Annotated in this window: 20 protein-coding genes; 13 read left to right on the plus strand and 7 right to left on the minus strand. The window is 72.0% G+C overall.

Annotated features, from left to right (window positions below; translation table 11 throughout):
• Nucleotides 1–37: 37 nt before the first annotated feature.
• The 6 genes from mqnE (at nt 38) to OG490_RS21720 (ending at nt 5,843) form a co-directional block, all read left to right on the plus strand.
• On the plus strand, nt 38–1,201 hold the full coding sequence (mqnE, locus tag OG490_RS21695; RefSeq protein ID WP_330297959.1) for an aminofutalosine synthase MqnE: 1,164 nt from the start codon (nt 38–40) through the stop codon (nt 1,199–1,201).
• 83 nt (nt 1,202–1,284) lie between these two features.
• Nucleotides 1,285–1,806 (plus strand): GNAT family N-acetyltransferase, encoded by a 522-nt coding sequence (locus tag OG490_RS21700; protein ID WP_330297960.1) that lies wholly within the window; start codon nt 1,285–1,287, stop codon nt 1,804–1,806.
• 194 nt (nt 1,807–2,000) lie between these two features.
• Nucleotides 2,001–2,273 carry a DUF4229 domain-containing protein gene (locus tag OG490_RS21705; RefSeq protein WP_371619752.1) on the plus strand — a complete coding sequence of 91 codons (273 nt, stop codon included), beginning with the start codon at nt 2,001–2,003 and terminating at the stop codon, nt 2,271–2,273.
• Between the two features lie 184 nt (nt 2,274–2,457).
• Nucleotides 2,458–2,541 carry a putative leader peptide gene (locus OG490_RS21710; RefSeq protein WP_330301006.1) on the plus strand — a complete coding sequence of 28 codons (84 nt, stop codon included), beginning with the start codon at nt 2,458–2,460 and terminating at the stop codon, nt 2,539–2,541.
• Between the two features lie 116 nt (nt 2,542–2,657).
• Complete coding sequence (locus OG490_RS21715; protein ID WP_330297962.1) at nt 2,658–4,055, plus strand: dicarboxylate/amino acid:cation symporter; 1,398 nt, start codon at nt 2,658–2,660, stop codon at nt 4,053–4,055.
• Between the two features lie 165 nt (nt 4,056–4,220).
• A complete protein-coding gene (locus tag OG490_RS21720; protein WP_330297963.1) occupies nt 4,221–5,843 on the plus strand; it encodes a serine/threonine-protein kinase in 1,623 nt (540 codons plus the stop codon).
• 18 nt (nt 5,844–5,861) lie between these two features.
• Here OG490_RS21720 and OG490_RS21725 read toward each other — a convergent pair whose 3' ends face one another.
• Together OG490_RS21725 and OG490_RS21730 are read right to left on the minus strand one after the other, a co-directional pair.
• Nucleotides 5,862–6,212: a hypothetical protein gene (locus tag OG490_RS21725; protein WP_330297964.1), complete on the minus strand. Its 351-nt coding sequence runs from the start codon at nt 6,210–6,212 to the stop codon at nt 5,862–5,864.
• 6 nt (nt 6,213–6,218) lie between these two features.
• Nucleotides 6,219–6,440 (minus strand): hypothetical protein, encoded by a 222-nt coding sequence (locus OG490_RS21730; RefSeq protein WP_330297965.1) that lies wholly within the window; start codon nt 6,438–6,440, stop codon nt 6,219–6,221.
• Nucleotides 6,441–6,520: 80 nt separating this feature from the next.
• Here OG490_RS21730 and OG490_RS21735 point away from each other — a divergent pair, with 80 nt between their 5' ends.
• The 4 genes from OG490_RS21735 (at nt 6,521) to OG490_RS21750 (ending at nt 9,938) form a co-directional block, all read left to right on the plus strand.
• Entirely contained in the window at nt 6,521–7,306 is a 786-nt protein-coding gene (locus OG490_RS21735; RefSeq protein ID WP_330297966.1) for an alpha/beta fold hydrolase, read from the plus strand.
• Nucleotides 7,307–7,338: 32 nt separating this feature from the next.
• Nucleotides 7,339–7,809, plus strand: coding sequence for a hypothetical protein (locus OG490_RS21740; RefSeq protein ID WP_330297967.1), 471 nt, complete (start codon nt 7,339–7,341; stop codon nt 7,807–7,809).
• A gap of 25 nt (nt 7,810–7,834) precedes the next feature.
• Nucleotides 7,835–8,425: an SMI1/KNR4 family protein gene (locus tag OG490_RS21745; protein ID WP_330297968.1), complete on the plus strand. Its 591-nt coding sequence runs from the start codon at nt 7,835–7,837 to the stop codon at nt 8,423–8,425.
• 439 nt (nt 8,426–8,864) lie between these two features.
• Entirely contained in the window at nt 8,865–9,938 is a 1,074-nt protein-coding gene (locus OG490_RS21750) for a helix-turn-helix domain-containing protein (RefSeq protein ID WP_330297969.1), read from the plus strand.
• 305 nt (nt 9,939–10,243) lie between these two features.
• On the opposite strand, the gene OG490_RS21755 is transcribed toward OG490_RS21750, so the two are convergent.
• Nucleotides 10,244–11,872, minus strand: a complete 1,629-nt coding sequence (locus OG490_RS21755; protein ID WP_330301007.1) for a CocE/NonD family hydrolase — start codon at nt 11,870–11,872, stop codon at nt 10,244–10,246.
• A 185-nt stretch (nt 11,873–12,057) separates the two neighbouring features.
• On the opposite strand from OG490_RS21755, the gene OG490_RS21760 reads away from it, so the two are divergent.
• Complete coding sequence (locus OG490_RS21760; RefSeq protein ID WP_330297970.1) at nt 12,058–12,774, plus strand: TetR/AcrR family transcriptional regulator; 717 nt, start codon at nt 12,058–12,060, stop codon at nt 12,772–12,774.
• Between the two features lie 84 nt (nt 12,775–12,858).
• Here OG490_RS21760 and OG490_RS21765 read toward each other — a convergent pair whose 3' ends face one another.
• Entirely contained in the window at nt 12,859–13,455 is a 597-nt protein-coding gene (locus OG490_RS21765; RefSeq protein WP_330297971.1) for a DinB family protein, read from the minus strand.
• Between the two features lie 164 nt (nt 13,456–13,619).
• On the opposite strand from OG490_RS21765, the gene OG490_RS21770 reads away from it, so the two are divergent.
• Both OG490_RS21770 and OG490_RS21775 read left to right on the plus strand, forming a co-directional pair.
• Nucleotides 13,620–15,473, plus strand: coding sequence for an AMP-dependent synthetase/ligase (locus tag OG490_RS21770; RefSeq protein WP_330297972.1), 1,854 nt, complete (start codon nt 13,620–13,622; stop codon nt 15,471–15,473).
• Nucleotides 15,474–15,702: 229 nt separating this feature from the next.
• Nucleotides 15,703–17,346, plus strand: a complete 1,644-nt coding sequence (locus tag OG490_RS21775; protein WP_330297973.1) for an alpha/beta hydrolase — start codon at nt 15,703–15,705, stop codon at nt 17,344–17,346.
• A gap of 51 nt (nt 17,347–17,397) precedes the next feature.
• Here the strand turns inward: OG490_RS21775 and OG490_RS21780 are convergent, their stop codons facing one another.
• From OG490_RS21780 to OG490_RS21790, 3 genes are all read right to left on the minus strand, one after another.
• Nucleotides 17,398–18,573 (minus strand): lipase family protein, encoded by a 1,176-nt coding sequence (locus OG490_RS21780; RefSeq protein WP_330297974.1) that lies wholly within the window; start codon nt 18,571–18,573, stop codon nt 17,398–17,400.
• Nucleotides 18,574–18,725: 152 nt separating this feature from the next.
• Nucleotides 18,726–21,254 carry an MDR family MFS transporter gene (locus OG490_RS21785; protein ID WP_330297975.1) on the minus strand — a complete coding sequence of 843 codons (2,529 nt, stop codon included), beginning with the start codon at nt 21,252–21,254 and terminating at the stop codon, nt 18,726–18,728.
• Between the two features lie 137 nt (nt 21,255–21,391).
• Nucleotides 21,392–22,408 carry an AraC family transcriptional regulator gene (locus OG490_RS21790; RefSeq protein WP_330297976.1) on the minus strand — a complete coding sequence of 339 codons (1,017 nt, stop codon included), beginning with the start codon at nt 22,406–22,408 and terminating at the stop codon, nt 21,392–21,394.
• Nucleotides 22,409–22,465 lie beyond the last annotated feature (57 nt).

Raw genomic sequence — 22,465 nt, forward strand, 5'->3', positions numbered from 1 at the left:
GGCACGAGGAACACGAGGACAGATGGAGAGGACCGGCATGGACGCTGGGCTCAAGCGTGAGCTGGAGGAGAAGGTTCGCTCCGGCGAGCGGCTGACCCGTGAGGACGGCATCGCCCTCTACGAGTCGGACGACCTGGCCTGGCTCGGCGGCCTCGCCCACGAGGTGCGCACGCGCAAGAACGGCGACGTCGTCCACTTCAACGTCAACCGTCACCTCAACATGACGAACGTGTGCACCGCTTCGTGCGCCTACTGCTCGTTCCAGCGCAAGCCGGGCGAGAAGGACGCGTACACGATGCGCATCGAGGAAGCCGTTCGCCTGGCCAAGACCATGGAGAACGAGAACCTCACCGAGCTGCACATCGTCAACGGCCTGCACCCCAGCCTGCCGTGGCGGTACTACCCGCGCTCGCTCTCCGCGCTGAAGGAAGCGCTGCCGAACGTCTCGCTGAAGGCGTTCACGGCGACCGAGATCCACCACTTCGAGACGATCTCCGGCATGTCGGCCTCCGACATCCTGGACGAGCTGATCGAGGCCGGTCTGGAATCGCTCACCGGCGGCGGTGCGGAGATCTTCGACTGGGAGGTCCGCCAGCACATCGTCGACCACCGCACCCACTGGGAAGACTGGTCGCGCATCCACCGCCTGGCGCACTCGAAGGGCCTCAAGACCCCTTCGACCATGCTCTACGGGCACATCGAGGAGCCGCGCCACCGCGTGGACCACGTACTGCGGCTGCGCGAACTGCAGGACGAGACCGGCGGTTTCCAGGTCTTCATCCCGCTGCGCTACCAGCACGACTTCGTGGACATGAAGGACGGCAAGGTGCGCAACAAGCTCCAGGCGCGTACGACGATGGCGACGGGCGCGGAGGCGCTGAAGACCTTCGCGGTCTCCCGCCTCCTCTTCGACAACGTCCCGCACGTCAAGGTCTTCTGGGTGATGCACGGCGTGCAGACCGCCCAGCTGGCGCTCCAGCACGGCGCGGACGACATGGACGGCTCGGTCGTCGAGTACAAGATCACGCACGACGCCGACAACTACGGCACCCCGAACAAGCTGGGCCGCGAGGACCTGCTGGAGCTGATCCGCGACGCGGGCTTCCGCCCGGTCGAGCGCAACACGCGCTACGAGATCATCCGCGAGTACCCGGGCCCGGACGCGAACCTGCGCGAGACCCCGCAGGCGATGCGCGTCTGACCTCCGACGCCGGGGCCCCGGTTCCCCTTTCGGGGGGCCGGGGCCTTTTGCGTACCGGATTGAGTAATGGCTACTCTGGCCTGATGACCCTTACATTTGCCTTCGATCCGGTCGTCGACCCCGCCCTGGTCGAAGGGTTCGCCCAGCTCTGGACCGACGTGTCCAACGCCGGCGGCGCGGTCGGCTTCGTGCCGCCCGTCACCGTCGAGGACGTCCGCCCCGAGCTGGACAAGCACCTCGCCGCCGCCGCTGAGGGCCGCAGCCGGCTGCTCGTCGGGCGCGACACCGACGGCCGGGTCCGCGCCACCGCCGTCATCGTCCCCAACCAGCACCGGCTCCAGAAGCACGGGGCCTGGGTCTACACCGTCATGGTCGACCCCGCCCTCCAGGGCCACGGCCTCGGCCGCGCGTTGATGGCCGCCGTCGCCGACGCCGCCCGCGCGATCGGGGGCATCGAGAGGCTCCTCCTCGGCTGCCGGGGCGGGGCGGGCCTGGAGCGCTTCTACGAGGCGTGCGGCTACAAGGAGGTCGGCCGCGTCCCCGGCGCCATCCGCGTGGCCCCCGGCGACGACCGCGACGACGTCACCCTCCTGCTGTCCCTGTAGTGACCCGCCCCTGCGCCGACGTGTCCCCGCACTGACCTGCGGGGCTGCCCGCCGGGTGACCCCGGCGGGCCGGAGCGGGACTCCGGCGTGCTTCACTGGACGGGAACGAGCCGACGTAAAAGCGGCGAACGGACGAAGAGAGAGTAGGGGTCACCGTGTCCCTCAAGCCCAACGCGACGATCCGGTACACCGCGATGCGCCTGGTGATCTTCGTCGGGTCCCTCGTCTTCGTCGCGGGCATGGTCCGGCTGGGCTGGGTGCCCTCCGGCCTCGGCGACGCCAACCCCGCCTGGGTCGTGCTGCTCGCCCTCGTGATCTCCGCCCCGCTCTCCTTCGTCCTGCTGCGCAAGCAGCGTGACGAGATGTCCGCCGCGATCTCCGGGCGCGTCGCCGGCGCGAAGGACAAGCTCGCCGCGAACCGCAGCCAGGAGGACGTGGCCGACGACGCCGCGCGCCTGAGCCAGTAGGACCGGCAGCTTGTAGTTAGCTGCATCACACATCGAAATGCCTCGGCCGCGGGTTCACCCCGTACCGCCGGGGTTTTCGGCGTTTTTGGGCCCCCTCGCAGGGCCTCTGCTCAAAGGGACCCTTTGAGATTCCCAAAGAAGAAGTGTTAGCGTGCTCAACATGTTGACCGCAGCTGCGCACCCGATGACCACGAGCGTTCCGCTCGTGGCGCGCCTGCACGTCGACCTCTGTCGCCGCGCGTCCGCGGCCTGTTGCTGCTGTCGCTGAGTCCCCGCGACCAGCCCCCGCCGCAGCAGCGGTCCGCCGCCCGGCTCTTCGTCCTTCCGGGTGCTGCCGCACCGCATCACCACCCCCACCGCACGCACCGCAGAACCACCCGGAGAGTGTCCGTGTCCGCGTCACCGCAGACCCCTGCCGCAGAGGCCCCCGAGGCCCCGGCCAAGGTCCCCGCGAAGAAGTCCTCGTTCCGATTCCCCTTCTGGGCCCAGATAGTCACCGGCCTCGTGCTCGGCGTCCTCCTCGGCTGGGTCTCCCGCAGCCAGGACATCAGCTGGCTCGGCACCACCCTGGAGCAGATCGGCGACATCTTCGTCCAGCTGCTGAAGCTGGCCGTCGCCCCGCTCGTCTTCTTCGCGATCCTGGTGTCCATCACCAACCTGCGGAAGGTCAACAACGCCGCGCGGCTCGCCTCGCGCACCCTGCTCTGGTTCATGATCACGTCGCTGATCGCGGTCGCCATCGGCCTCGGCATCGGCCTGCTCACCAACCCGGGCTCCGGCACCGGCCTCACCCCGCAGGACGGCAAGCTGCCCAAGCGCCACGGGTCCTGGCTGGACTTCCTGACCGGCATCGTGCCGAAGGACATCATCACGCCGTTCACCGAGCTGAACGTCCTGCAGATCGTCTTCCTCGCCGCCGTCGCCGGTATCGCCGCCCTCCAACTGGGCAGCAAGGCCCAGCCCGTGCTGACCGTCGCCGAATCCGTGCTGGAGCTGCTCCAGAAGGCCCTGTGGTGGGTCATCCGCCTCGCCCCGCTCGGCACCGTGGGCCTCATCGGCACCGCGATCGCCACGTACGGCTGGGACCTCCTCGGCAAGTACGCGACCTTCACCGCCGACGTGTACATCGGCTGCGCCCTGGTGATGTTCGGCGTCTACCCGCTGCTGCTCGCCACCGTCGCCAAGGTCAGCCCGCTCCAGTTCTTCAAGGGCGCCTGGCCGGCCATCCAGCTGGCCTTCGTCTCGCGCTCCTCGGTCGGCACCATGCCGGTCACCCAGAAGGTCACCGAGCGCCTCGGCGTCCCGAAGGAGTACGCCTCCTTCGCCGTCCCGTTCGGCGCCACCACCAAGATGGACGGCTGCGCCGCGATCTACCCGGCGCTCGCCGCGATCTTCATCGCGCAGATCTTCGACGTGCAACTGGGCATCGGCGACTACCTGCTGATCGCCTTCGTCTCGGTCGTCGGCTCCGCCGCCACGGCGGGTCTGACGGGCGCCACGGTCATGCTGACCCTGACCCTCTCCACGCTGGGCCTCCCGCTGGAGGGCGTCGGCCTGCTGATGGCGATCGACCCGATCCTGGACATGATGCGCACCGCCACCAACGTGGCCGGCCAAATTGTCTCGCCGTTGATCGTCGCGGCCCGCGAGGGCATCCTGGACAAGGTGGCCTACGCGACCGCCTCCTCCTCCCCGCTGGACGACCCGGCCCCGGCCGAGCCGGCCACGGACACCGACGCCGACGCAGGTGCCGGTTCGGAGAAGGTGCTCGTCTCCGCCTGACGTCACCGCCCCGCCGCACACGCGCCGCACAACTCGCCGCAGCCCCCGCCCCCGTCCGGGCGGGGGCTGTGGCGTTGGCCGTGCCAGGTCCTACAGTGCATCGCATCGCATCGCATTGCGTGGGATCGCATTGCACGGTGGATCGGGCGAGTTGGGGGTACGTGGGTGAACGGCACGAAGTTAGCGGGCCGGTACGAGCTGGCCGGGCTGATCGGGGCCGGCGGGATGGGGGAGGTGTGGCGCGGCCGCGACCTGGCCCTGGAGCGGGACGTGGCCGTCAAGCTCATCTCCAGGCCCGGGGACGACAAACTCGCCCTGCGGCTGCGCGCGGAGGCACGGGCGGCCGCGTCCCTCACGGACCCGCACGTGGTGTCCGTGCACGACGTCGGCGAGACGTCCCTCGACGGCCGGACCGTCGTCTACCTGGTGATGGAACTCGTCCACGGCCGGCCCCTCGGGGAGAAGGGCGGCCGGGTGGCGGTCGAGGACGCGGTGCGCTGGGGCGTGCAGATCTGCGAAGGGCTCCAGGCAGCCCACGGCGCGGGCATCGTCCACCGTGACATCAAACCCGCGAACATCCTGCTCACCGACGCGGGACGGATCAAGATCTGCGATTTCGGGATCGCCCGGCAGAGCGGCCTCCAGGGCCTGACGACCACCGGCTCGGTGACCGGCACCCCCGCGTACATGTCGCCCGAACAGGCCCGCGGCGAGGAACTCGACGCACGCAGCGACCTGTACGGGCTGGGGTGCGTGCTCTACGAACTGCTCACCGGCGCCCCGCCGTTCTCCGGGACGGGCTGGGAGATCCTCGCCCAGCACGCGAACCAGGCCCCGGTACCGGCACGGGCCCGGCGCCCCGAAGTGCCCGTCGGGCTGAACCGGCTGGTCCTGCAGCTGCTGAGCAAGGACGTGGCCGACCGGCCGCCGAGCGCCGCCGACACGGCCGAGCTGCTGCGTGCGGTGTTGGGGCCCGCCGACCGGCGGGGTCCTGCCCCGCAGCCCACTCCGACGGCGCGCGACGCCGCGGGGCGGACGACCCGGACGGCGGCCGAGCGGCCCGGGCGGGTCCGTGAGCCGGGTCCGGTGCCGCGTCCGGCGCCGGGTTCCCGTCCCGGCCCCGGCCCGGGGGCCCCTTCGCCCAAGTCGTCCGAGCCGTCCGCGTCGTCCGAGCCGCCCAAGTCCTCCGAGCCGTCCAAGTCGTCCAAGTCGTCCAAGCCGGCCGAGGCGGCGGCTCCGAACGACCCGATCGTGACCAACATGTCGGTCGGGGCGTCATGGCTGGGCTTCCTCCTGCCTGCGGTGAGCGCGACGGGTCAGCTGGTCGGCTTCGGGGTCATGTCCGGATTCTGGGCAGGCGTGATGGGGCTGGCCATCGGGTTCGTGGTGTGGTTCAGCTCGCTCCTCGTGGGGGAGCGGGACTGGGTGTCGCCGTTCGGAGCGCTGCTCTCGCTGGCGACGGGCGTGGTGGTGCTGGTCTCTCTGCTGCTCGCCCCCCATGTCCCGTGGTGGGAGGCGTGCTTGGCGGGCGTCGGGATCTTCCTGGTGCTCCTGTTCGCGGCCTTCGGCATGCGCAGGGTGGTCATTGCCGTCTCGAGGGCGAAGGAGTCCGAGGCCGCCGTGCTGGCCGGCGACGTGGGAATGGCTGCCGGAGTGCTCGCAGCCTGGCTGCTGTTGGCCCGGACGGAACTCGTGGTGCCGGGCGCGCTGGGCGTGGGCGCCGGGTGCTGGCTCCTGTTCGGGTGCGTCACGGGATGGCTGATGCCCCGGCGCCGACGCCGCAGGTGACCCCGGTCCGCGGCGCGTTCAGAGCATCCGGCCGCGGACGTACGCGATGGCCGCCATCAGGGTCGGAAGGACGTACCACCACCGGCCCATGGTCCGGCGGTACACCGGGAGGAGCGAGAGCAGCAGCCCGACGGCGGTGATGCCCACCACCGCGTACCCCAGGGCTTCGGCGTCCTCGCGACGGCGGTCGTCATCCGGGTCCACCGGTGCGGCCAGGAGGATCGTGAACAGGTACACGGCGGGCAGGTAGACGAGGGCGAGGGGCACCCCCAGCACCCACCGCAGACACCCCTGGTCCTCGGGCAGGTCGATGTTCTCGCGTTTCCCGCGGTTCTCGCGGTTCTCGCGGTTCTCGCGGCGGAAGATCATCGCGGTTCAGCCGCTGGGCTGGGTGGCGAAGAGTTCGAGGTGGCCGCAGCGGGGGCAGCGGGCGGCCTCGACGCGGTAGCGCTTCTTGCCCTTGATGAACCGGCCGAAGGCGCCCGTGCGCAGCTCGCCCTCCACCCACCGGGTGAATCCGCTGGGGCTGCTGATCTCGTCCAGGAGGCCCTTCTCCAGGCCGGTGGCGGAGCATTGGGTGCACGTGACTATGTCCATGCGCGGAGTCTAGGAACGAAGCCGCGGAAGGTTCGATTTCGCTTGGCCCGGCGGAGGTGGGGTGTGATCGAATCGGGGGTATGGCGACCGAGTTGATCCCCGTCGGCGGTGGAGGCCGTATCTGGGCCGAGAAGGCCGGGGACGGCCCTCCGCTCGTGCTGCTCCACGGATCGGTCCATGACAGCCGCCTGTGGGACCGGGTCTTCGCCGGGCTGGCACGTCACCACACCGTGGTGCGGTACGACGCCAGGGGACACGGACGCTCGACGCCTCCGACCGCGCCGTTCCGCTACGAGGACGACCTGCTGGCCGTCCTGGACCGGTTCGGCTTCCGGGCCGCGGGTCTCGTCGGCTTGAGCATGGGGGGTGAGGTCGCGCTCGACTTCTCCCTGGAACACCCGGAGCGGGTACGGTCGTTGATGCTGATCGCGGCGTCCGCCGGCGGGCACGTGTGGCCCCGCACCCCTGAGACGGACGCGTACGCAGCGGCGTACCGCGCATCGGACGCGCGCCGCATCGCCGAGCTGGAGCTCACGCTCTGGGCGGGCCTGGGCGACCGGGCCCCCGGTTTCGAGGTCATCGAGCCCATGGTGCGGGAGAACGCCGAGGCCGCGGCCGCCGCCGAGAAGGGGCACGCGCTCGACCCGACCGAGGTCGCCGTAGACCGTCTGGACCGGATCGGGGTTCCGACGGTGGTTGTCGTCGGAGATCACGACCATCCGGAGATCGGCGCCATCGCCGCGCGCCTCGCCGGCGGAATCCCGGGCGCGCGGCTGGAGTTGGTGGCCGGTGCGGACCACTACCTGCCGCTGCGGGCTCCGGCGCGACTTCTCGAACTCCTCCTCGATTCCGTGCCGCAGGGATAAGGTGCGCCGAAGTCTGGCTTGAGGGGGACGCGTTGGAACGGCGGAAGCTGATCGGGACAGGGGTGGGGCTGGCGGTCCTGCCCGTGCTGTGGGCCCTGCGCGAGGTGACGGGCGGGGCCGGCAAGGACCCCTGGCACACGGATACCGCACCGCTGGAGCAGGCGTTCCCGCTGCTCGGCCCGCTCACCGACGCCAAGTGGGTGAGCAGCCGGGACAACGACCGGGATCTGCCGTCGCCGGAGCTGGTGATCTCGGGGTTGGCCCGGCTGGCGCCGGGGAAGCTGACCGAGCTGACGGCGACCTACCCCTTCGTCTCCGAGGGGCCGACCGAGGATTTCACCTCGTGGTTCGAGAAGCCCCTCAAGGGCCAGGGCCCGAAGGATCCGCGGTGGATCTCGTCGAAGGACCTCGACCGCGACGGCTCCGGCTACCGGACCAACCTGTGGTTCGACAGTCGCGGCGACTCCGTCCGCTTCTGGGCGCTCAATCCGTACGGCTACTAGCTGGGTCCTCCCTTCCGGATCTTGCATGATGACCGGCATGAACACGGAAACATGCGACCCGGGCGAGCTGGCCGCCCTTCGGGAGATATTCGCGTCCCGCCCCGAGGTGGCGCCGCCCGCTGGGTGGGAGGCGGTGCGGTCCTTCGAGGCGGAGCACCACATCGTGCTCCCGGAGCCCTACCGCACGTTCGTGGCGGAGATCTGCGACGGGCTGCGCGCCGGTCCTCCGCACTACGGGTTGCTCCCGCTCGCCGAAGTACCCCTGGACTGGGGCTCGGGCCGCCCCGAACGCCTCCTCGCCGAGCCCTTCCCGCTCGCGGAGGCATGGCTGTGGGAGGAGGACGGCGACGAGGAGGAGCTGTCGGTACAGGAGTACGAGGCCCGGATGGCCCCCGTCTTCGACCACGGTTCGCTGTTGCTGGGCACCGACGGGTGCGGCATGTACTGGCACTTGATCGTCACCGGGCCGCAGCGCGGCCACGTCTGGCAGATCGCGGGCGAGGGCGCGATGCCTTTCGGTCCCGAGTCGCCGGACGCCGTGATGCCCGGCACCCCCGGCTTCACGGGCTGGGCGACCCACTGGGCCCGGGGGCGCAGCTGGTTCCCGGACGCCTAGGGCTGCGGCGGGCGGAAGGGTCCACCGGGTCGCGGGGAGTCGGGTCGTGGGGAACCGGGTCGCGGGGGGCCGGGATTCGGTGGCGGCGGACGTCAAATACTTCAAAGCCGGTGAGGTAAATCCAACCAACCCCACCCCTCCGGCTCCCCGTCACCCGCAAGGGTGAACTGTGCCAACTGGGGTGGATTTCGGGGCGGTTGCCGGGCATATGCTCGCCTCACACAACCTCAGACATGAGACGGCCCCCGCCGGGACTGGCATCCCGATCGAGGGCCTGACCACACAGAAGGCTAGACCCTTCCCCATGGCTCTTAAGCACCCTAGCGCGCCCTCGCGCGGCCCGTCCCGTGTTCATGCCGGGACCGCCCGATCAGGTGCCCCTTCCGGTGCCGTCTCCGGTGTCGTCCACGTCAACGTCCGGCACGCGGACCACTACACCGTGATCGGCAACCACCTCGCGCAGCACCGGTCGCTGTCGCTGGTCGCGATCGGCCTCGCCGCCTACATCCAGTCGCTGCCCGCCGGTGCGCGGGTCGGCATCAAGCGGTTGACGGAGCGCTTCCGGGAGGGGGAGGTGCGGATCTCCGGAGCCCTGCGGGAGTTGGAGACGCACGGGTACCTGGAGCGCAGCCGCGTACGACTGGCGAGCGGCCAGATGGTCACCCGGACGGTGTCCTACAACCGCCCGTCGGCGCGCCAGTCCCCGGGAGGCCCCCCGACGTCGATTCCGGGGCGGAGCCCGTTGCCCGGACCGGAACCGGTGCGAAGTCCGGGGACCGGACCGGAGTCAGTGCCGGATGGGCTCCCCGAGGTGGATCCCGCCCCCGACCTGATCGGGGAACCAGAACTACGTTCGGAGTCGGAGTCGGAGTCGGAGTCGGAGTCGGAGCCCGTGCCGGAGCCGGAGCCGGAGCCCGTGCGGGAGGTGGCTCCCGAGGCGGAGGCAGATCCTGCCCCCGACCCGATCGCGGAACCGGAACTACGTTCCGAGCCCGAGCCGCTGCTGCTGCCGGAGCCCGCTCCCGCGCCCGCAGCCGTGCCCACCTCCGCGCCGCTTATCGCAGCCGAGCCGGTCGCTGTAGTCCCAGTCCCAGTCCCAGTCCCGGTGCCGGAGTCGGCCCCGGAGTCGCCGGACTGCGGGGCCGCGCTCGGGCCCGTACATCCGCCGGAGGCCGTCGCGCTGCTGGCCCGGCTGCGGTGCGAAGATCCGCGGCTGCTGCTCGCGGACCGGGACGTGCGGCAACTGGCCCCCGACGTCGCGCGATGGCTGGACCGTGGGGCGGAGCCCGAGGCCGTGCGTCATGTGCTGGCTTCGGACCTTCCCGCGGACCTCCGCCATCCGGCGCGCCTCATCGCCCACCGGCTCAAGGCGCTGATCCCGCCCCGCCTCCCGGCGGCTACGCCCGTACGCCTCGTCAGGCCACCGGACCCGCTCCAGAACTGCGACGGCTGCGACCGTGCCTTCCGCGCGCCAACCCCAGGCCGCTGCCGCGACTGCCCCACCGTCCCCTGACAGCCGGGGCCTGCCTCACTCAGGGGCCCGTCGCGGCGTCGACTGCCTTTGCCCTGCAGTCCGAGCACCTTCCGGACCTCGTCGCGACGAACAGATGCCGATAGAGCGTCACCTGGCGCCGAGGGATGCCGCAGAGCGTCGTTCTGTCCGCCAAGGCGTGCTCCAGAGCCGTGCCACCCCTCTCCCGGCACGCGGCGAAGCCCGTCGGGGCAAGCCCGAGCGTGAATCTGAAGGATCGGAGGCGGTGACCAAGCTGCGGCATGGTCACCATCATTCATCCGTGCGCCCGCCGGTCGTCCCGCTGGTCAGTCGTTTTCCGCAGGGGTCGGTTCGGGAGTGGGGGTGGGTGTTGTGAGTAGCAGGGACGAGTCCGCGTGGAGGGTGATGCGTACCGGTGTGAAGGTGGTGGCGTCCAGTGGGGACTGGCCGGTGCCGGGGTTGCGGGGGTAGCGCGGGTGGGCGCCTCCGCTGATCTGCCAGCGCATGCGGTGGCCGACGGGGAAGCGGTGGGCGGTCGAGCTCATCGGGACGGTGATCTGTGACGGGTCCTGGCCGGTTGTTTGCAGTTGGCCCAGGCCGTCGCAGATGTTGGTGGAGCGGCCTTCCGGGTCCACGTCGCACAGGCGGGTGAAGACGTCGGCGTAGCCGGTGTCCGTGGAGATGCTCAGCCGTGCGGAGACGGGGCCGAGGACGTCCACGGGCTCGGTCAGCGGGGGGCCGGTGAAGGTCAGTACGTCGTCCCGGGCCTCCAGGGTGCCGTTGTCGCGGGGGCCGGCGGTGCGGGAGAGCAGCTGGCCGCCGAGGGACGGGGTGGGGTTGCCCGGGTCGTAGGAGAAGGAGGTCAGTGGTGAGGAGTCCGTGGGGGCCTGCTGGATGAGATGTCCCTGCTCGGTGGGGAACCAGGGGCTGACGGGCGCGGTCGGCGGCCATTCGGCGAGGTCCCGCCAGGCGTCTTCGCCGCCTACGTGTACGCGCACCTCGGTGGGGCGCAGGTCGGAGGGGTCGGCGTACAGGTGGGCGCGCAGCCAGGCGAGGCTTTCGGCGAACACCTCGGGCCATCCCTGTTGCAGGGCGGAGGTGTGGGTCCAGGGGCCGACGAGCAGGGAGGTCTCGCAGCCGGCCCGGCGCAGCCGCTCGTACTGCTCGAAGGTCTGGTCGGCCAGTGCGTCGTGCCATCCGGTGATCAGGCTCGTGGGGATGGTGTGCCGCTCCGCCACCTCGCCCAGGGATGCGCCGTGCCAGTACGGGTCCTCGGCGTCGGGGTGCGTCATCACATCGTCCAGCCACGGCACTTCGCCGCCGAGGGCCGAGACGTGCGCCCCGCGCAGCGGCTGCGCGGTGGTGGCTTCGTTCAGGCGTCGCTGCAGGCGCAGGGTCGCCTTCACGAAGGGTGCCATGCCTTGGTGCTGGTAGGTCATGCCCGCGCCCACGGCGAGGGCGGTCTCCAGGTTGAGGGCGCCGTTCGCGTGGAACAGGGCGTGGGGGTCGTGCAGGCCCACCTGTACGACCATCGCCTTCAGCTCCGGCGGCGGGTCCGCGGCGAGGGCCCACTGCACGTAGCCCAGGTAGCTGGGGCCGACGGTGCCCAGCGTGCCGTTGAACCAGGGCTGCTCGCGCAGCCAGGACACCGTGGCCCGGCCGTCGGCGGCCTCGTTGCGCCACAGGTCGAAGGTGCCTCCCGAGCCGCCGGTGCCGCGGCAGCTCTGGACGACGACGTGGAAGCCCTGTTCGGCGAAGAGCAGGCCGTACATGGGGGACCAGGGCAGGCCGCGGCCGTAGGGCGAGCGGACCAGGAGGGTGGGGAAGTCGCCCTCGGTGCGCGGGAAGTAGTGGTCCGTGATCAGCGGGCTGCCGTCGGCGGCCGGCACCACCAGCCCCGGCTCCCATCCGACGTCGTGGAGCTTGGCGGGGAGGCGTCGCCACGTCGCCCTCATCATGCGTGAGGAAAGGGGCGGCTTCCCGGAAGGCGGTGTCCAGGTCGGACTCAGCACGGAAGCGTGCGTGCGTGACGTCATCGTTCCCCTCCTTGGTTCTCGTACTGTGTACGAGAATAGAATACTCGACTGAGGCCCACAAGGGCTGTCGGTCAAGGAAGTCGATCAAGGAAGGAGCGTGGAGCATGCCGCGTGACGGAGGGACCGACGCCCCGGGCGTCGACCCCCAGCAGCTCTGGCTGGGCTCCGGCCAGCCGCGCAGGGGCCGCAAGCCCACCTACAGCCGGGAGGCGATCACCGAGGCGGCCATCGCCCTGGCGGACGCCGAGGGGCTGGAAGCGGTCACCATGCGGAAGGTCGCCGAACGGGCCGGAGCCGGCGTCATGTCGCTCTACAGCTACGCCCCCGACAAGGAGACGCTGCTGCACCTGATGGTCGACCAGGTCAGCGGCGAACTGCCGACCACGGACCCGCTCACCGGCGACTGGCGCGCCGACCTGAAGGCCATCGCCCGCCTCCAGCGCGCCCACATGCTGCGACACCGCTGGCTGCCCGCCGCGCTGTCCACCCGGCGCATCCCCGGGCCCAACACCCTGGCCTTCCTGGAACACACGCTCGCCGCCCTGCGGCCCTCGGGGCTCGACGGCATGGCGAAGCTGGAGATCTTCGCCCAGCTCACGGGGTTCGTGGCCGGGCACGTCGGCCACGAGATCGCGCAGGCCGAAGCCTCACAAGCCCCCGAACGGGTCGCGGCCGAAGCCCGCTACCTCGTCGCCGTCGCCATGGACGGCCGCCACCCGGAACTCGCCGAAGCCGTTTCCGCCCTGGGGCGCCCCGCCACTCCCGAAGCCACGTTCACCCGGTTCCTCAACCGGCTGATCGACGGCCTCGACACCGACTGATCCGACTACGGGGCTACGGGACTACGGGGCTACGGGACTACGGGACTGAGGGGTGCCGGAACTGCGGGGTGCCGGGCTGCCGCGCTACCGGGTGCCCCCGTCCGCTTCGCGGGCCACCCGCTCCAGGCGGTCGCGGTACTCCTCCCACCAGGACGGGTGGCCCGGCGGCATGCTGGTGTTGCGCTTCTCCATTCCCACGGCGCCGTCGATGAGTTCGCGGATGATGTCGGCGTGGCCGGCGTGCCGGTGGGTGTCGGCGATCACGCGGACCGCGGCGTGGTGCAGCGTCAGCTGGTTGTCGTGGCTCGGCCACCACGGCACCGTGCCGACCGTGTCCAGCGGCAGTTCCGCGATCGTCGCGTCCGCGTGCGCCCACGCCCGGCGGTAGAGGTCCACGATGTGCGCGCGCGACTCGTGAGCGGTGGCCCACATGTCCGAATTCGGCTCGGTGCCCTCCTTGTGCCAGGGCAGCTCCTCGTCGAAGGGCCGGCCGAAGGTGTCGCCGAAGTAGCCCAGCTCCACGCCCGCCGCGTGCTTCACCAGGCCGAGGAGGTTGGTGCCGGTCGGCGTGTGGGGGCGGCGGGCGTCGTACTCCGAGAGTCCTTCGAGCTTCCAGAGGAGGGCGTCGCGGGCGGACTGCAGGTAGAAGTGCAGGTCGGCCTTGGGGTCCGATGCGGTCATCCACCCAGTCTGCCGACCCGGCGATCTCTGTCCACGGATTACCCGCCGATACGAGGTGGAGGCGTGGAGCATCCGTGAAAAAAGGGGCACAGGGGTGTTCAGCGGTGATTACCGGTGAGTAGATTACCGGCGGTAACACTCCGTCCGATCGAGGAGGACCCGCCGTGGATGCCGCGCCGAAGCTGGTGGAGCCCGTCAAAACCGTCGTCGACGGGCGGGTGCGCCAGGTGGCCGTACCCCCGCTGGCCCCGGTGCCGGTGAGTGGATCGCTCGGGGACATCCCGTTCCAGAACGCCTTCGAGGCCCCCCGCGACGCCGTGCTCGCCCGCAAGGAGCGGGACGGGAGCTGGCGGGACGTGACGGCCGCCGAGTTCGCCGCCGAGGTGCTCGCCGTCGCGAAGGGACTGATCGCCGAGGGGCTGCGGCCCGGCGACCGGCTGGCCATCATGGCGAGGACCACGTACGAGTGGACGCTGCTGGACTTCGCGGGCTGGGCGGCCGGGCTGGTCACCGTACCGATCTACCCGACCTCCTCCGCGATCCAGGCGCGCTGGATCATCCAGGACTCCGGGGCGGTGGCCTGCGCCGTGGAGGACACCGCGCAGGCGCGGATCCTCAGCGCCGAGCGGGCCAACCTGCCGTGGCTGCGCCACCTCTGGGAGTTCGACACGGGCGCGGTGGCCCGGCTGGTCAAGGCCGGGGAGCACGTGCCCGACGAGGTCGTGCGGGACCGGCGGGCCGGATGCGCGCCCGAGTCCGTCGCGACGCTGATCTACACCTCGGGGACGACGGGGCAGCCCAAGGGGTGCGTGCTGACCCACGCCAACTTCTTCGCCGAGGTGGACAATTCGGTGGCGCTCCTGCACCCCGTCTTCAACTCGGTCAGCAAGGACCCGGCCTCCACACTGCTCTTCCTGCCGCTGTCGCACGTCTTCGGGCGGATGGTGGCCGTCGGCTGCATGCGGGCGCGGGTCAAGCTCGGCCACGCGCCGAGCATCCGCAGCGAGGAACTGCTCGCGGACCTGGCCGGTTTCCGGCCGACGTTCCTGCTGGCGATCCCGTACGTCCTGGAGAAGGTCTACAACACCGCGCGGGCGACCGCCGAGAGCATGGGCCGGGCCGCGTCCTTCGACCGGGCCGCCCGGGTCGCCCGCAGCTTCGGCGAGCTGGTCGAGGGCAAGCGTCCGGGGATGCGGCTGCGGGCGGCCCGGGCGCTGTACGAGCCGCTCGTGTACCGCCGGATCCGGGCGGCGCTCGGCGGGCGCGTCCGGTACATCCTGAGCGGCGGCTCCCCGCTGGGGCGGCGCCTCGCCGCGTTCTACACGGGCGCCGGGATCGAGGTCTTCGAGGGCTACGGGCTCACGGAGACGACCGCCGCCGCCACCCTCACCCCGCCGCTGCGGCCCCGGCTGGGGACGGTGGGCTGGCCGCTCCCGGGCACGGCGGTGCGGATCGCGGACGACGGGGAGGTGCTGCTGTGCGGGCCGCACGTGTTCGCGGGCTACTGGAACGGAGCCCCGGTCGGCGGGGAGCAGTGGCTGGCCACCGGGGACATCGGCGAGCTCGACGCGGACGGGTACCTCACCATCACCGGCCGCAAGAAGGACCTGATCATCACGAGCGGAGGCAAGAACGTGGCCCCCGCCCCGCTGGAGGACTGGCTACGGGCCCACCCGCTGGTCGGCCAGTGCATGGTGGTCGGCGACAACCGGCCCTACGTGACCGCGCTGATCACCCTGGAACCGGAGGGGCTCCAGCACTGGCGGCAGATGCGCAAGAAGCAGGGCCTGCCGATCGCGCAGCTCGTCGAGGACGAGGAGCTGCGGGCGGACGTGCAGCGGGCGGTGGACGAGGCGAACCAGCTGGTGTCGCGGGCGGAGTCGATCCGGCGGTTCACGGTGCTGACGGGCGAATTCACGGAGGAGCGGGGGCACTTGACGCCTTCGCTGAAGCTGAAGCGGGGGGCCGTCGCCCGGGACTACGAGCGGGAGATCGAGGACTTGTACCGCCGCCCGTGACGCCGCTGCCGGGGCGGAGGGTGTGCCGCTGCGCGGGGCTGGTCCCCTACCCGCCCTTCCACCGTTCCCAGGGCTCTGCCCTGACCCGTCGGGCACCGGACTGCGCCCGAGCCCCTGGGGCGCCGCCTCGCGCGGTCCGAAGTGGAGATCGCCGAGGTCAAGCAGCGCGTCGGCCAGGACCCGCTTATGGTGGGCTGACTGGTTCGGGGGGTCGCCTCAGGAGGGTGCAGTGCACCGTTCCCGTCCCCGTTCCATTGCTCGTTCCCGCTCCCGGTCCCGATCCCGTCGGCGAATAGCCGCCGGCTTCTGCGCCACCACCCTGCTGCTCGGCGGCAGCCTCGCGGCCGGGCCCAGCCCGAGCCCCAGCCCGACGCCGAAGCCCAGTACGAGCGAGAGCGCGGGCGACGGCGCCACCGCCCCGCGGCTCCGCTGGGGCGACTGCCCCGAGAAGTCGGCCCCGCCGGAGATGCGGTGCGCGACCCTGAGCGTGCCCCTGGACCACGACGCCCCGGGCAAGGGCAGCGTCAAGCTGGCCCTCGCCAAGCTCCCCGCCACCGAGACGGGCTCCGGCGGCTCCGGCGGCCGCAAGCCGCTCGGCTCGCTGCTCCTGAACTTCGGCGGACCCGGCGCCCCCGCCGTCTCCACCCTCGCCGCCGATCCCAACGCCTTCTCGGAGCTCAACAAGCGCTACGACCTCGTCGCCTTCGACCCCCGCGGCGTCGGCCTCAGCGAGCCAGTCAGCTGCGGCGGCGCCCCGGAAGCGGGCGAATCGGCCTCCGGCGGAGCCGGCGCGGACACCGCCGCCGCCGAGCTCGCCGCCCTGCGCGCCGAGGCCCGGCGCTGCGCGAAGGCCTCCGGACCCGTGCTCCCGTACATCGGTACCGTCAGCGTGGCCCGGGACATGGACGTGATCCGCGAGGCCCTCGGCGAGAAGAAGCTCGACTTCCTCGGCTTCTCCTACGGGACCCGCCTCGGCGCGGTCTACGCCGCCCTGTTCCCGCGGAACACCGGCCGGATGGTGCTCGACGGGGTCGACACGCTGGGCGAGCCGCTCACCGAGCAGGCCCTGCGCTCGGCGGTCGGCCAACAGCGGGCCCTGGACAACTTCCTCGCCTGGTGCGCGCGCCAGAAGGGCTGCGTCTACGGCACGAACACCCGTACCGCCAAGGAGAAGGTCGAGGCCCTCGTCACCCGGCTCGACGCCGAACCGCTCGTGGGCGAGGGCGGTGTGCGCTTCACCGGGCAGGACGTGACCGAGGCGATCGGCAACGCCCTGTACTCGCAGAGGCTGTGGCCGCCCCTCGCGAAGGCGCTCGCCCTCGTCGAGCGCGACGGCGACCCGGTGGGCCTGATGCAGCTCGGCGGCCCGACCGAACCGCCCCCGCCGGACACCGCCGACGAGGACCCGGCCGACAAGGTGCCCGCCGACAACGCCCAGGCCGCGCTCGTCGCCGTGAGCTGCGCCGACGACCCCGACCGCGGTGACGCCAAGGCGTCCCCGGCGGCCGTCGAGCGGGAGATCGAGGAGCTCCAGCCGGTGTTCCTCGCCGCCTCGCCGATCTTCGGGCCGCGCCAGCTGATGACGGTCCTGTCCTGCTACGGGCGCCCCGCCGGCACCGACTACATCCGGAAGATCGACCGCCCGGCCGGGATCCCGCGGATCCTGCTCGTCGGCACCCGCGGGGACCCGGCGACCCCGTACGAGTGGACGGAGGAGACGGCGAAGCGCCTCGGCAACACCGTGGTCCTGGACTACAAGGGCGACGGCCACACCGGCTACGTGGCCTCGCCCTGCGTCCGCGGCTACGTCGACCACTTCCTCGTCGACGGCCGCCTGCCGCCCGGGACGCGGGCCTGCCCCGCCGGGGAGTAGAGCCCCCTCCGGCGGGGCGCGGCCCCCGTGCTCCGTACTACCTTGCCCCGGTCAGCAGTTGGGGTGCGCGGCGCGGCCCGCGAAGCGGTCCGCGAGCCAGTTCCCGGCCGCCAGGGAGTGGGTGATCACGCCGCTGACGTGCTCGCCGAGCAGGATGGTGTCGAATTCGACGTTCGCGCCCTTCGCGCACCAGTCGGAGCGCAGCTGGCGCCCGACGGCGTACGGGATGAGCTCGTCGCCGAGCGCGTGGTACTGGTACACGGGCGCGGCCGGGGCGGTCCGCCCGAGCTTGCTCTGGTTCAGGCGGGCCTGCCAGTCGGGCTGCGCGAGCGGGTTGCGGGTGGTCAGGTCGCTGATCCGCTTGAAGGAGCCGGCGATGGAGTCGATCGCGACGCAGCTGTCCTTCATGCCGTTGACCAGGACCTTTCCGGCCGGGGTGAGGTAGGAGTCGAGGTCGAGCTCCGGGAAGGCGGCGTCCTGGCCGGCGGCGGCCATGAAGATGAGCCCGGAGCCGTAGGAGCCGTTGTTGAAGTCGGCCACCTTCAGCAGGTCGGCCGGGACACCGCCCGTCGCCGTGCCCTTGACCTGCAACTCCGGTGCGTACGAGCCCTGCAGCTCGGCGGCCCAGCTGCTGGCCTGGCCGCCCTGGGAGTAACCCATGATGCCGACCGCGGTGTTGGCCGCGAGCCCGGCCTCGGGGAGGCGGGTGGCCGCGCGGGCGGCGTCGAGCATCGCGTGGCCGGCGGACGGGCCGACGGTGTAGGTGTGCAGGCCGGGGGTGCCGAGGCCCTCGTAGTCGGTGACGACCACGGCCCAGCCGCGCAGGGTGAGCTGCTGGATGAGGTTGGCCTCCATGGCGGTGCCGTACGGGAGGTTGTTGCTCGGCGCGCAGGAGTCGCCCAGGCCGACGGTGCCGACGGCGTAGGTGATCAGGGGGCGCGGGCCGGTGCGGCCGTCCTGCGGGACGATGACGGTGCCGGAGACCACGTTCGGGGCGCCGTCGGCGGTCGTCGAGTTGTAGAGGATCTTCCAGGCCTTGGTGTTGGTGGGCTGGCCGGGCAGCGGGTGGAACGCGGACGGCGCGGTGCTCACGATGTCGCCGGGACGGGCTGCGGCCTGACCGGCCTCGGAGTCGGCGGCGGCGCGCGCGGTGGCGGGGACCGCGGCCGAAAGGGCCAGGGCGGCCACGGCGGCGAGGACGGTGCGCGCGGAGTGTCGGATACGCATGGGGCGGCTCTCCCAAGGGGTCCGTGTGGGGGTAGGTGAGGAGACCGTAGTGACCGACCGGTAGGAACGTCGCTGACCGCGCAGCTCACCTTTCCTGACCCGGGGCCACATTCACCCGCCTGCCCCGTCACCGATCTCTCGGGGCAATGCACCTAGTCGCGTTGGGCGCGCCCGGCCGTGATCAGGAGGGCGGTCGGCACGGCCGCGAGCAGGGCTGCGCCGGATGCCCACCAGAGGGTGGTGGAGTAGCTGTGCAGCAGCTCCGGGACGAACATCGAGGGCGGCACGGACATGGCGCGCGCGACTGCCACGCGGGACGCGACGGCGGTGCTGAGCACGGCCGTGCCGATCGCTCCGCCGAGTTGCAGCGCAGCGCTGACGAGCCCCGAGGCGCCGCCGGAGTGCTTCGGGGCGGAATCGGTCGCGACGGCGAAGAGCACCGTGAGGGCCAGGCCGGAGCCGAGGCCGACGACGAGGCTGCCGGGGGCCGGCGCAATGTGGCCGCTGCCGATCGAGAGACCGGCCAGCAGTGCCAGGCCGACAGCCATGAGCACCAGGCCCGCCACGATCAGGACGCGCGGCGCCGCACGGCGCATCAGCCAGGGGGTGATCAGGGTGGCGGCGACGGCATGCGCGGCGACCATGGGCAGCAGGTTCAGCGCCGCCGAGAGGAGGGAGCGGCCTTGGACGTATTGCAGGTGGAAGAACACGGCCGTCAAGAGGGTGACGGGGCCCATACCGGCCAGGGTCATGGCGAGGAAGGCGCCGAGGCGGTTGCGGTCCGCCGGGAGCACCGGGGCCGACGTCCCGCTCTGCCACCACGCGAAGGCCACGAGCAGCAGTACGCCGCCGATGAGCTGGATCAGGAGCAGGAGGTTGAGGGAAAGGCCGTCCGGCTGGGCGCCGAGCAGGCCGAAGGTCAGGGCGGTGAGGCCGCCGGAGCCGAGTACGACGCCGAGCGGGTCGAGGCGGGCACGGGCGGTGCGCGGGCTTTCGTGCACCAGGGTGAGCACCCCGATCAGGGCGACCACGGCGAGGGCGACGCCGGAGAAGAACGTCCAGCGCCAGGTCAGGCTGGTCAGGAGCCAGCCATCCGTCCAGATCCCGAGTACCGAACCGCTTCCGAGGACTGCGGCGTACACGCCGAAGGCCCTGCCGCGTTCCTTCGGATCGGTGAAGCCGGCGGCGACCAGGGACAGTGCGGAGCTGGTCAGCAGCGCGCCGAAGACGCCCTGTAGGACGCGGGCCCAGAACAGCGCGCCCGCGTCACCGGCCGCGCCGCCGAGGGCGCAGGCCGCCGCGAATCCGACCACACCGGCGAGCAGCATCCGTTTGCGGCCCAGGAGGTCCGCGAGGTGGCCGCCGAGCAGCAGCAGCGCGCCGAAGGCGAGGGCGTAGGCGTTGCCCAATCCGCTCAGGTCCTTGGCGGCCAGATGCAGATCGGCTTGGAGCGCGGGGAGCAGGATGCCGAAGCCCGACACCTGGAGCAGCACCATCAGCTGGGCCAGGGCGATGACGGCCAGGCCCCACCAGCGCCGGGGGTGCGGGGGCGCCGCGTCCTGGAGGAAACCCGGGGAGGCGGCGGCGGACCAGGCGCCGGGGCCCGGGCCCGGCGGCGGGCCGAAGCCCTGCCCGGGGATCAGCAGTGAAGGGGTCGAAGGGGTCGTGGGGGCGTACGCGGGCGGCGGGGGCGCGTACGGCTGGGCCGACGCGACGCGGGGGTCGGGCCGCGCGTCGAGTGGTTCGGCGGAGGGTTCGGCTGGGGGCGCGGCCGGGGCTCCGGCGGGCGCGAAGTCCAGCAGTTCGGCGGCGTGCCGCCCGAGTTGGGCCAGGACCGCGCCGGGCAGCCATTCCCCGGCCCGGTCCGCCGGCGTGCGTGCGGCCACCTCTTCGGGGGTGGGCCGCTGGGCCGGGTCCTTGTGCAGGCAAGCGCGGACGAGGGCGACGAGCGATTCCGGCACGCCGGTCAGGTCCGCCTCCTCCTCCGCGATCCGGAAGAGGTGGGCGTTGAGACCGCTGTCGGTCGCGCCGAAGAGCAGCCGCCCGGTGGACGCGTAGACGAGGACGGCGCCCAGGCAGAACACGTCGCTGGCGGGGGTGAGTTCGAGGCCGCGGACCTGTTCCGGCGACATGAAGCCCGGGGATCCGATCAGCATGCCGGTGTGGGTGTGCAGGCTGTCCCCGGTCAGGCTGTCCATCGCCCGCGCGATCCCGAAGTCGATGACGCGCGGGGCGTCGACGGTGACGAGGACGTTGGACGGCTTGAGGTCCCGGTGGATCAGACCGGCCCCGTGCACGGCGCTCAGGGCGAGGGCGAGGCGGTTGGCGAGGGTGTGGACCGAGTGCTCGGGCAGCGGGCCGAAGTCCTTGGCGACCACGGTCTGCAGGTCGGGGCCCGGGATGTACTGGGTCGCCACCCACGGGATCGGGGCCTCGGGGTCGGCGTCGAGTACGGCCGCCGTCCAGCTGCCGCCCACCCGCCGCGCGGCGGCCACTTCGCGCGCGAAGCGCTTGCGGAATTCTGGGTTCCCGGCGAACTCGGCCTGCACCACCTTCACGGCCACGGTGCGCCCGGCCTCGGAGCGACCCAGATAGACCAGGCCCATCCCTCCCGCGCCGAGTCGGGCGATCAGGCGGTAGGGGCCTATCCGGGTCGGGTCTTCCGCCAGCAGCTCGTCCACGGATGAAAGATAGTCCAACTCGCCAACAGGGCAAGGCCCGTCCGGTGAATCACGCGAACCCGCCGGGCAGGTGAACCTTCCCGGTCACGGCACCTGGCGGGCCCCCGACTGCCCCTCCGACTCCCCCCGCCCCCCGACTAGCTGCCCGAGGCGATCCGGTACGCGCCCGGGGTCGTGCCCGTCCAGCGGCGGAAGGCCCGGTGGAACGCGGTGTCCTCCGAGAAGCCCAGCCGCGCCGCGAGTTCCGCGATGGGCTCGCCGCTCTCCGCCAGGCCCGCGATGGCCGCGTCCCGCCGGACGTGGTCCTTCAGCTCCTGGAAGGAGGTGCCCTCCTCCCGCAGCCTGCGCCGCAGCGTCGCGGGGGACACCGCCAGGCGCCCCGCCACCTCCCCGAGCTCCGGCAGCCGCGGGGAGTTCCGCAGCCGCTGGGTCAGGGTCCGGCGGACCTGTTCCGCGACGGTGGTCCCGTACTCCGGCCGCGAGAGCAGGTCGAAGGGGGCCCGCCGCAGCATCGCGTCGAGCGCGGGCTCCTCGCGGACCAGCGGCGCGGTCAGCCAGTGCGCGTCGAAGGCGACGGCCGCGCCGGCGCGGGGCTCGCCGAAGCGGACCGGGCAGTCGAAGAGGAGCTCGTACTCCTCCTCGTGCGGCGGCGCCGGATACGAGAAGGAGGCGTACAGGAGCGGGATCCGGCGCCCGATCAGCCAGCTGCTCAGCCGGTGCCAGATGGCGAGCACGCACTCGGTGAGGAACCGCTCCTCGTCGCGCGCGAAATCGTTCCGTACGGTGAACCGCGCCTGCTCGCCGTCCAGTTCGAGCGCAAGCTCCGGTCCGCCCGGGAACAGCCCGTAGAAGGCGGCCGACCGCTCCACCGCCCCGCCGAGGTCGCGGCAGCCCAGCGCGGCGTAGCACATCATCGCGAAGGTTCCGGGGCGGCTGGGCACGGCCGACAGGCCGAGGAACTCGTCCTGCGTGCTCCGGTACAGCGCCCGGAACAGCCGCGCGAACTGCGCGGGCGTCACGCGCGCCCGGTCGTCACCGAGCAGCAGCGGCGGAATCTGCGCCTCCTGCAGCAGCGGCACGGTGTCCATGCCGCTGCGGCGCGCGCCCGCGAGCACGGCGCGCACGTGGTGCACGGTGATCGTCCGCCTCCCCATGGGGGTGACGGTAGCCGCATTGAGCGCTGGGGTCAGCGGGGGTGACGCTTCCGGTCA

The organism is Streptomyces sp. NBC_00503 (assembly GCF_036346895.1).
In the GTDB taxonomy this organism is placed as follows: Bacteria; Actinomycetota; Actinomycetes; order Streptomycetales; family Streptomycetaceae; genus Streptomyces.

Excerpts from the sequence above, each read along its gene's own strand:
- OG490_RS21755 (WP_330301007.1), bottom strand. The coding sequence starts at position 11,872 with ATGAGGGCGACGTGGCGACGCCTCCCCGCCAAGCTCCACGACGTCGGA.
- OG490_RS21700 (WP_330297960.1), top strand. The coding sequence starts at position 1,285 with ATGACCCTTACATTTGCCTTCGATCCGGTCGTCGACCCCGCCCTGGTC.
- OG490_RS21710 (WP_330301006.1), top strand. The coding sequence starts at position 2,458 with ATGACCACGAGCGTTCCGCTCGTGGCGCGCCTGCACGTCGACCTCTGT.
- OG490_RS21745 (WP_330297968.1), top strand. The coding sequence starts at position 7,835 with ATGATGACCGGCATGAACACGGAAACATGCGACCCGGGCGAGCTGGCC.
- OG490_RS21780 (WP_330297974.1), bottom strand. The coding sequence starts at position 18,573 with ATGCGTATCCGACACTCCGCGCGCACCGTCCTCGCCGCCGTGGCCGCC.
- OG490_RS21730 (WP_330297965.1), bottom strand. The coding sequence starts at position 6,440 with ATGGACATAGTCACGTGCACCCAATGCTCCGCCACCGGCCTGGAGAAG.
- OG490_RS21725 (WP_330297964.1), bottom strand. The coding sequence starts at position 6,212 with ATGATCTTCCGCCGCGAGAACCGCGAGAACCGCGAGAACCGCGGGAAA.
- mqnE (WP_330297959.1), top strand. The coding sequence starts at position 38 with ATGGACGCTGGGCTCAAGCGTGAGCTGGAGGAGAAGGTTCGCTCCGGC.
- OG490_RS21760 (WP_330297970.1), top strand. The coding sequence starts at position 12,058 with ATGCCGCGTGACGGAGGGACCGACGCCCCGGGCGTCGACCCCCAGCAG.
- OG490_RS21735 (WP_330297966.1), top strand. The coding sequence starts at position 6,521 with ATGGCGACCGAGTTGATCCCCGTCGGCGGTGGAGGCCGTATCTGGGCC.
- OG490_RS21765 (WP_330297971.1), bottom strand. The coding sequence starts at position 13,455 with ATGACCGCATCGGACCCCAAGGCCGACCTGCACTTCTACCTGCAGTCC.
- OG490_RS21790 (WP_330297976.1), bottom strand. The coding sequence starts at position 22,408 with ATGGGGAGGCGGACGATCACCGTGCACCACGTGCGCGCCGTGCTCGCG.
- OG490_RS21705 (WP_371619752.1), top strand. The coding sequence starts at position 2,001 with ATGCGCCTGGTGATCTTCGTCGGGTCCCTCGTCTTCGTCGCGGGCATG.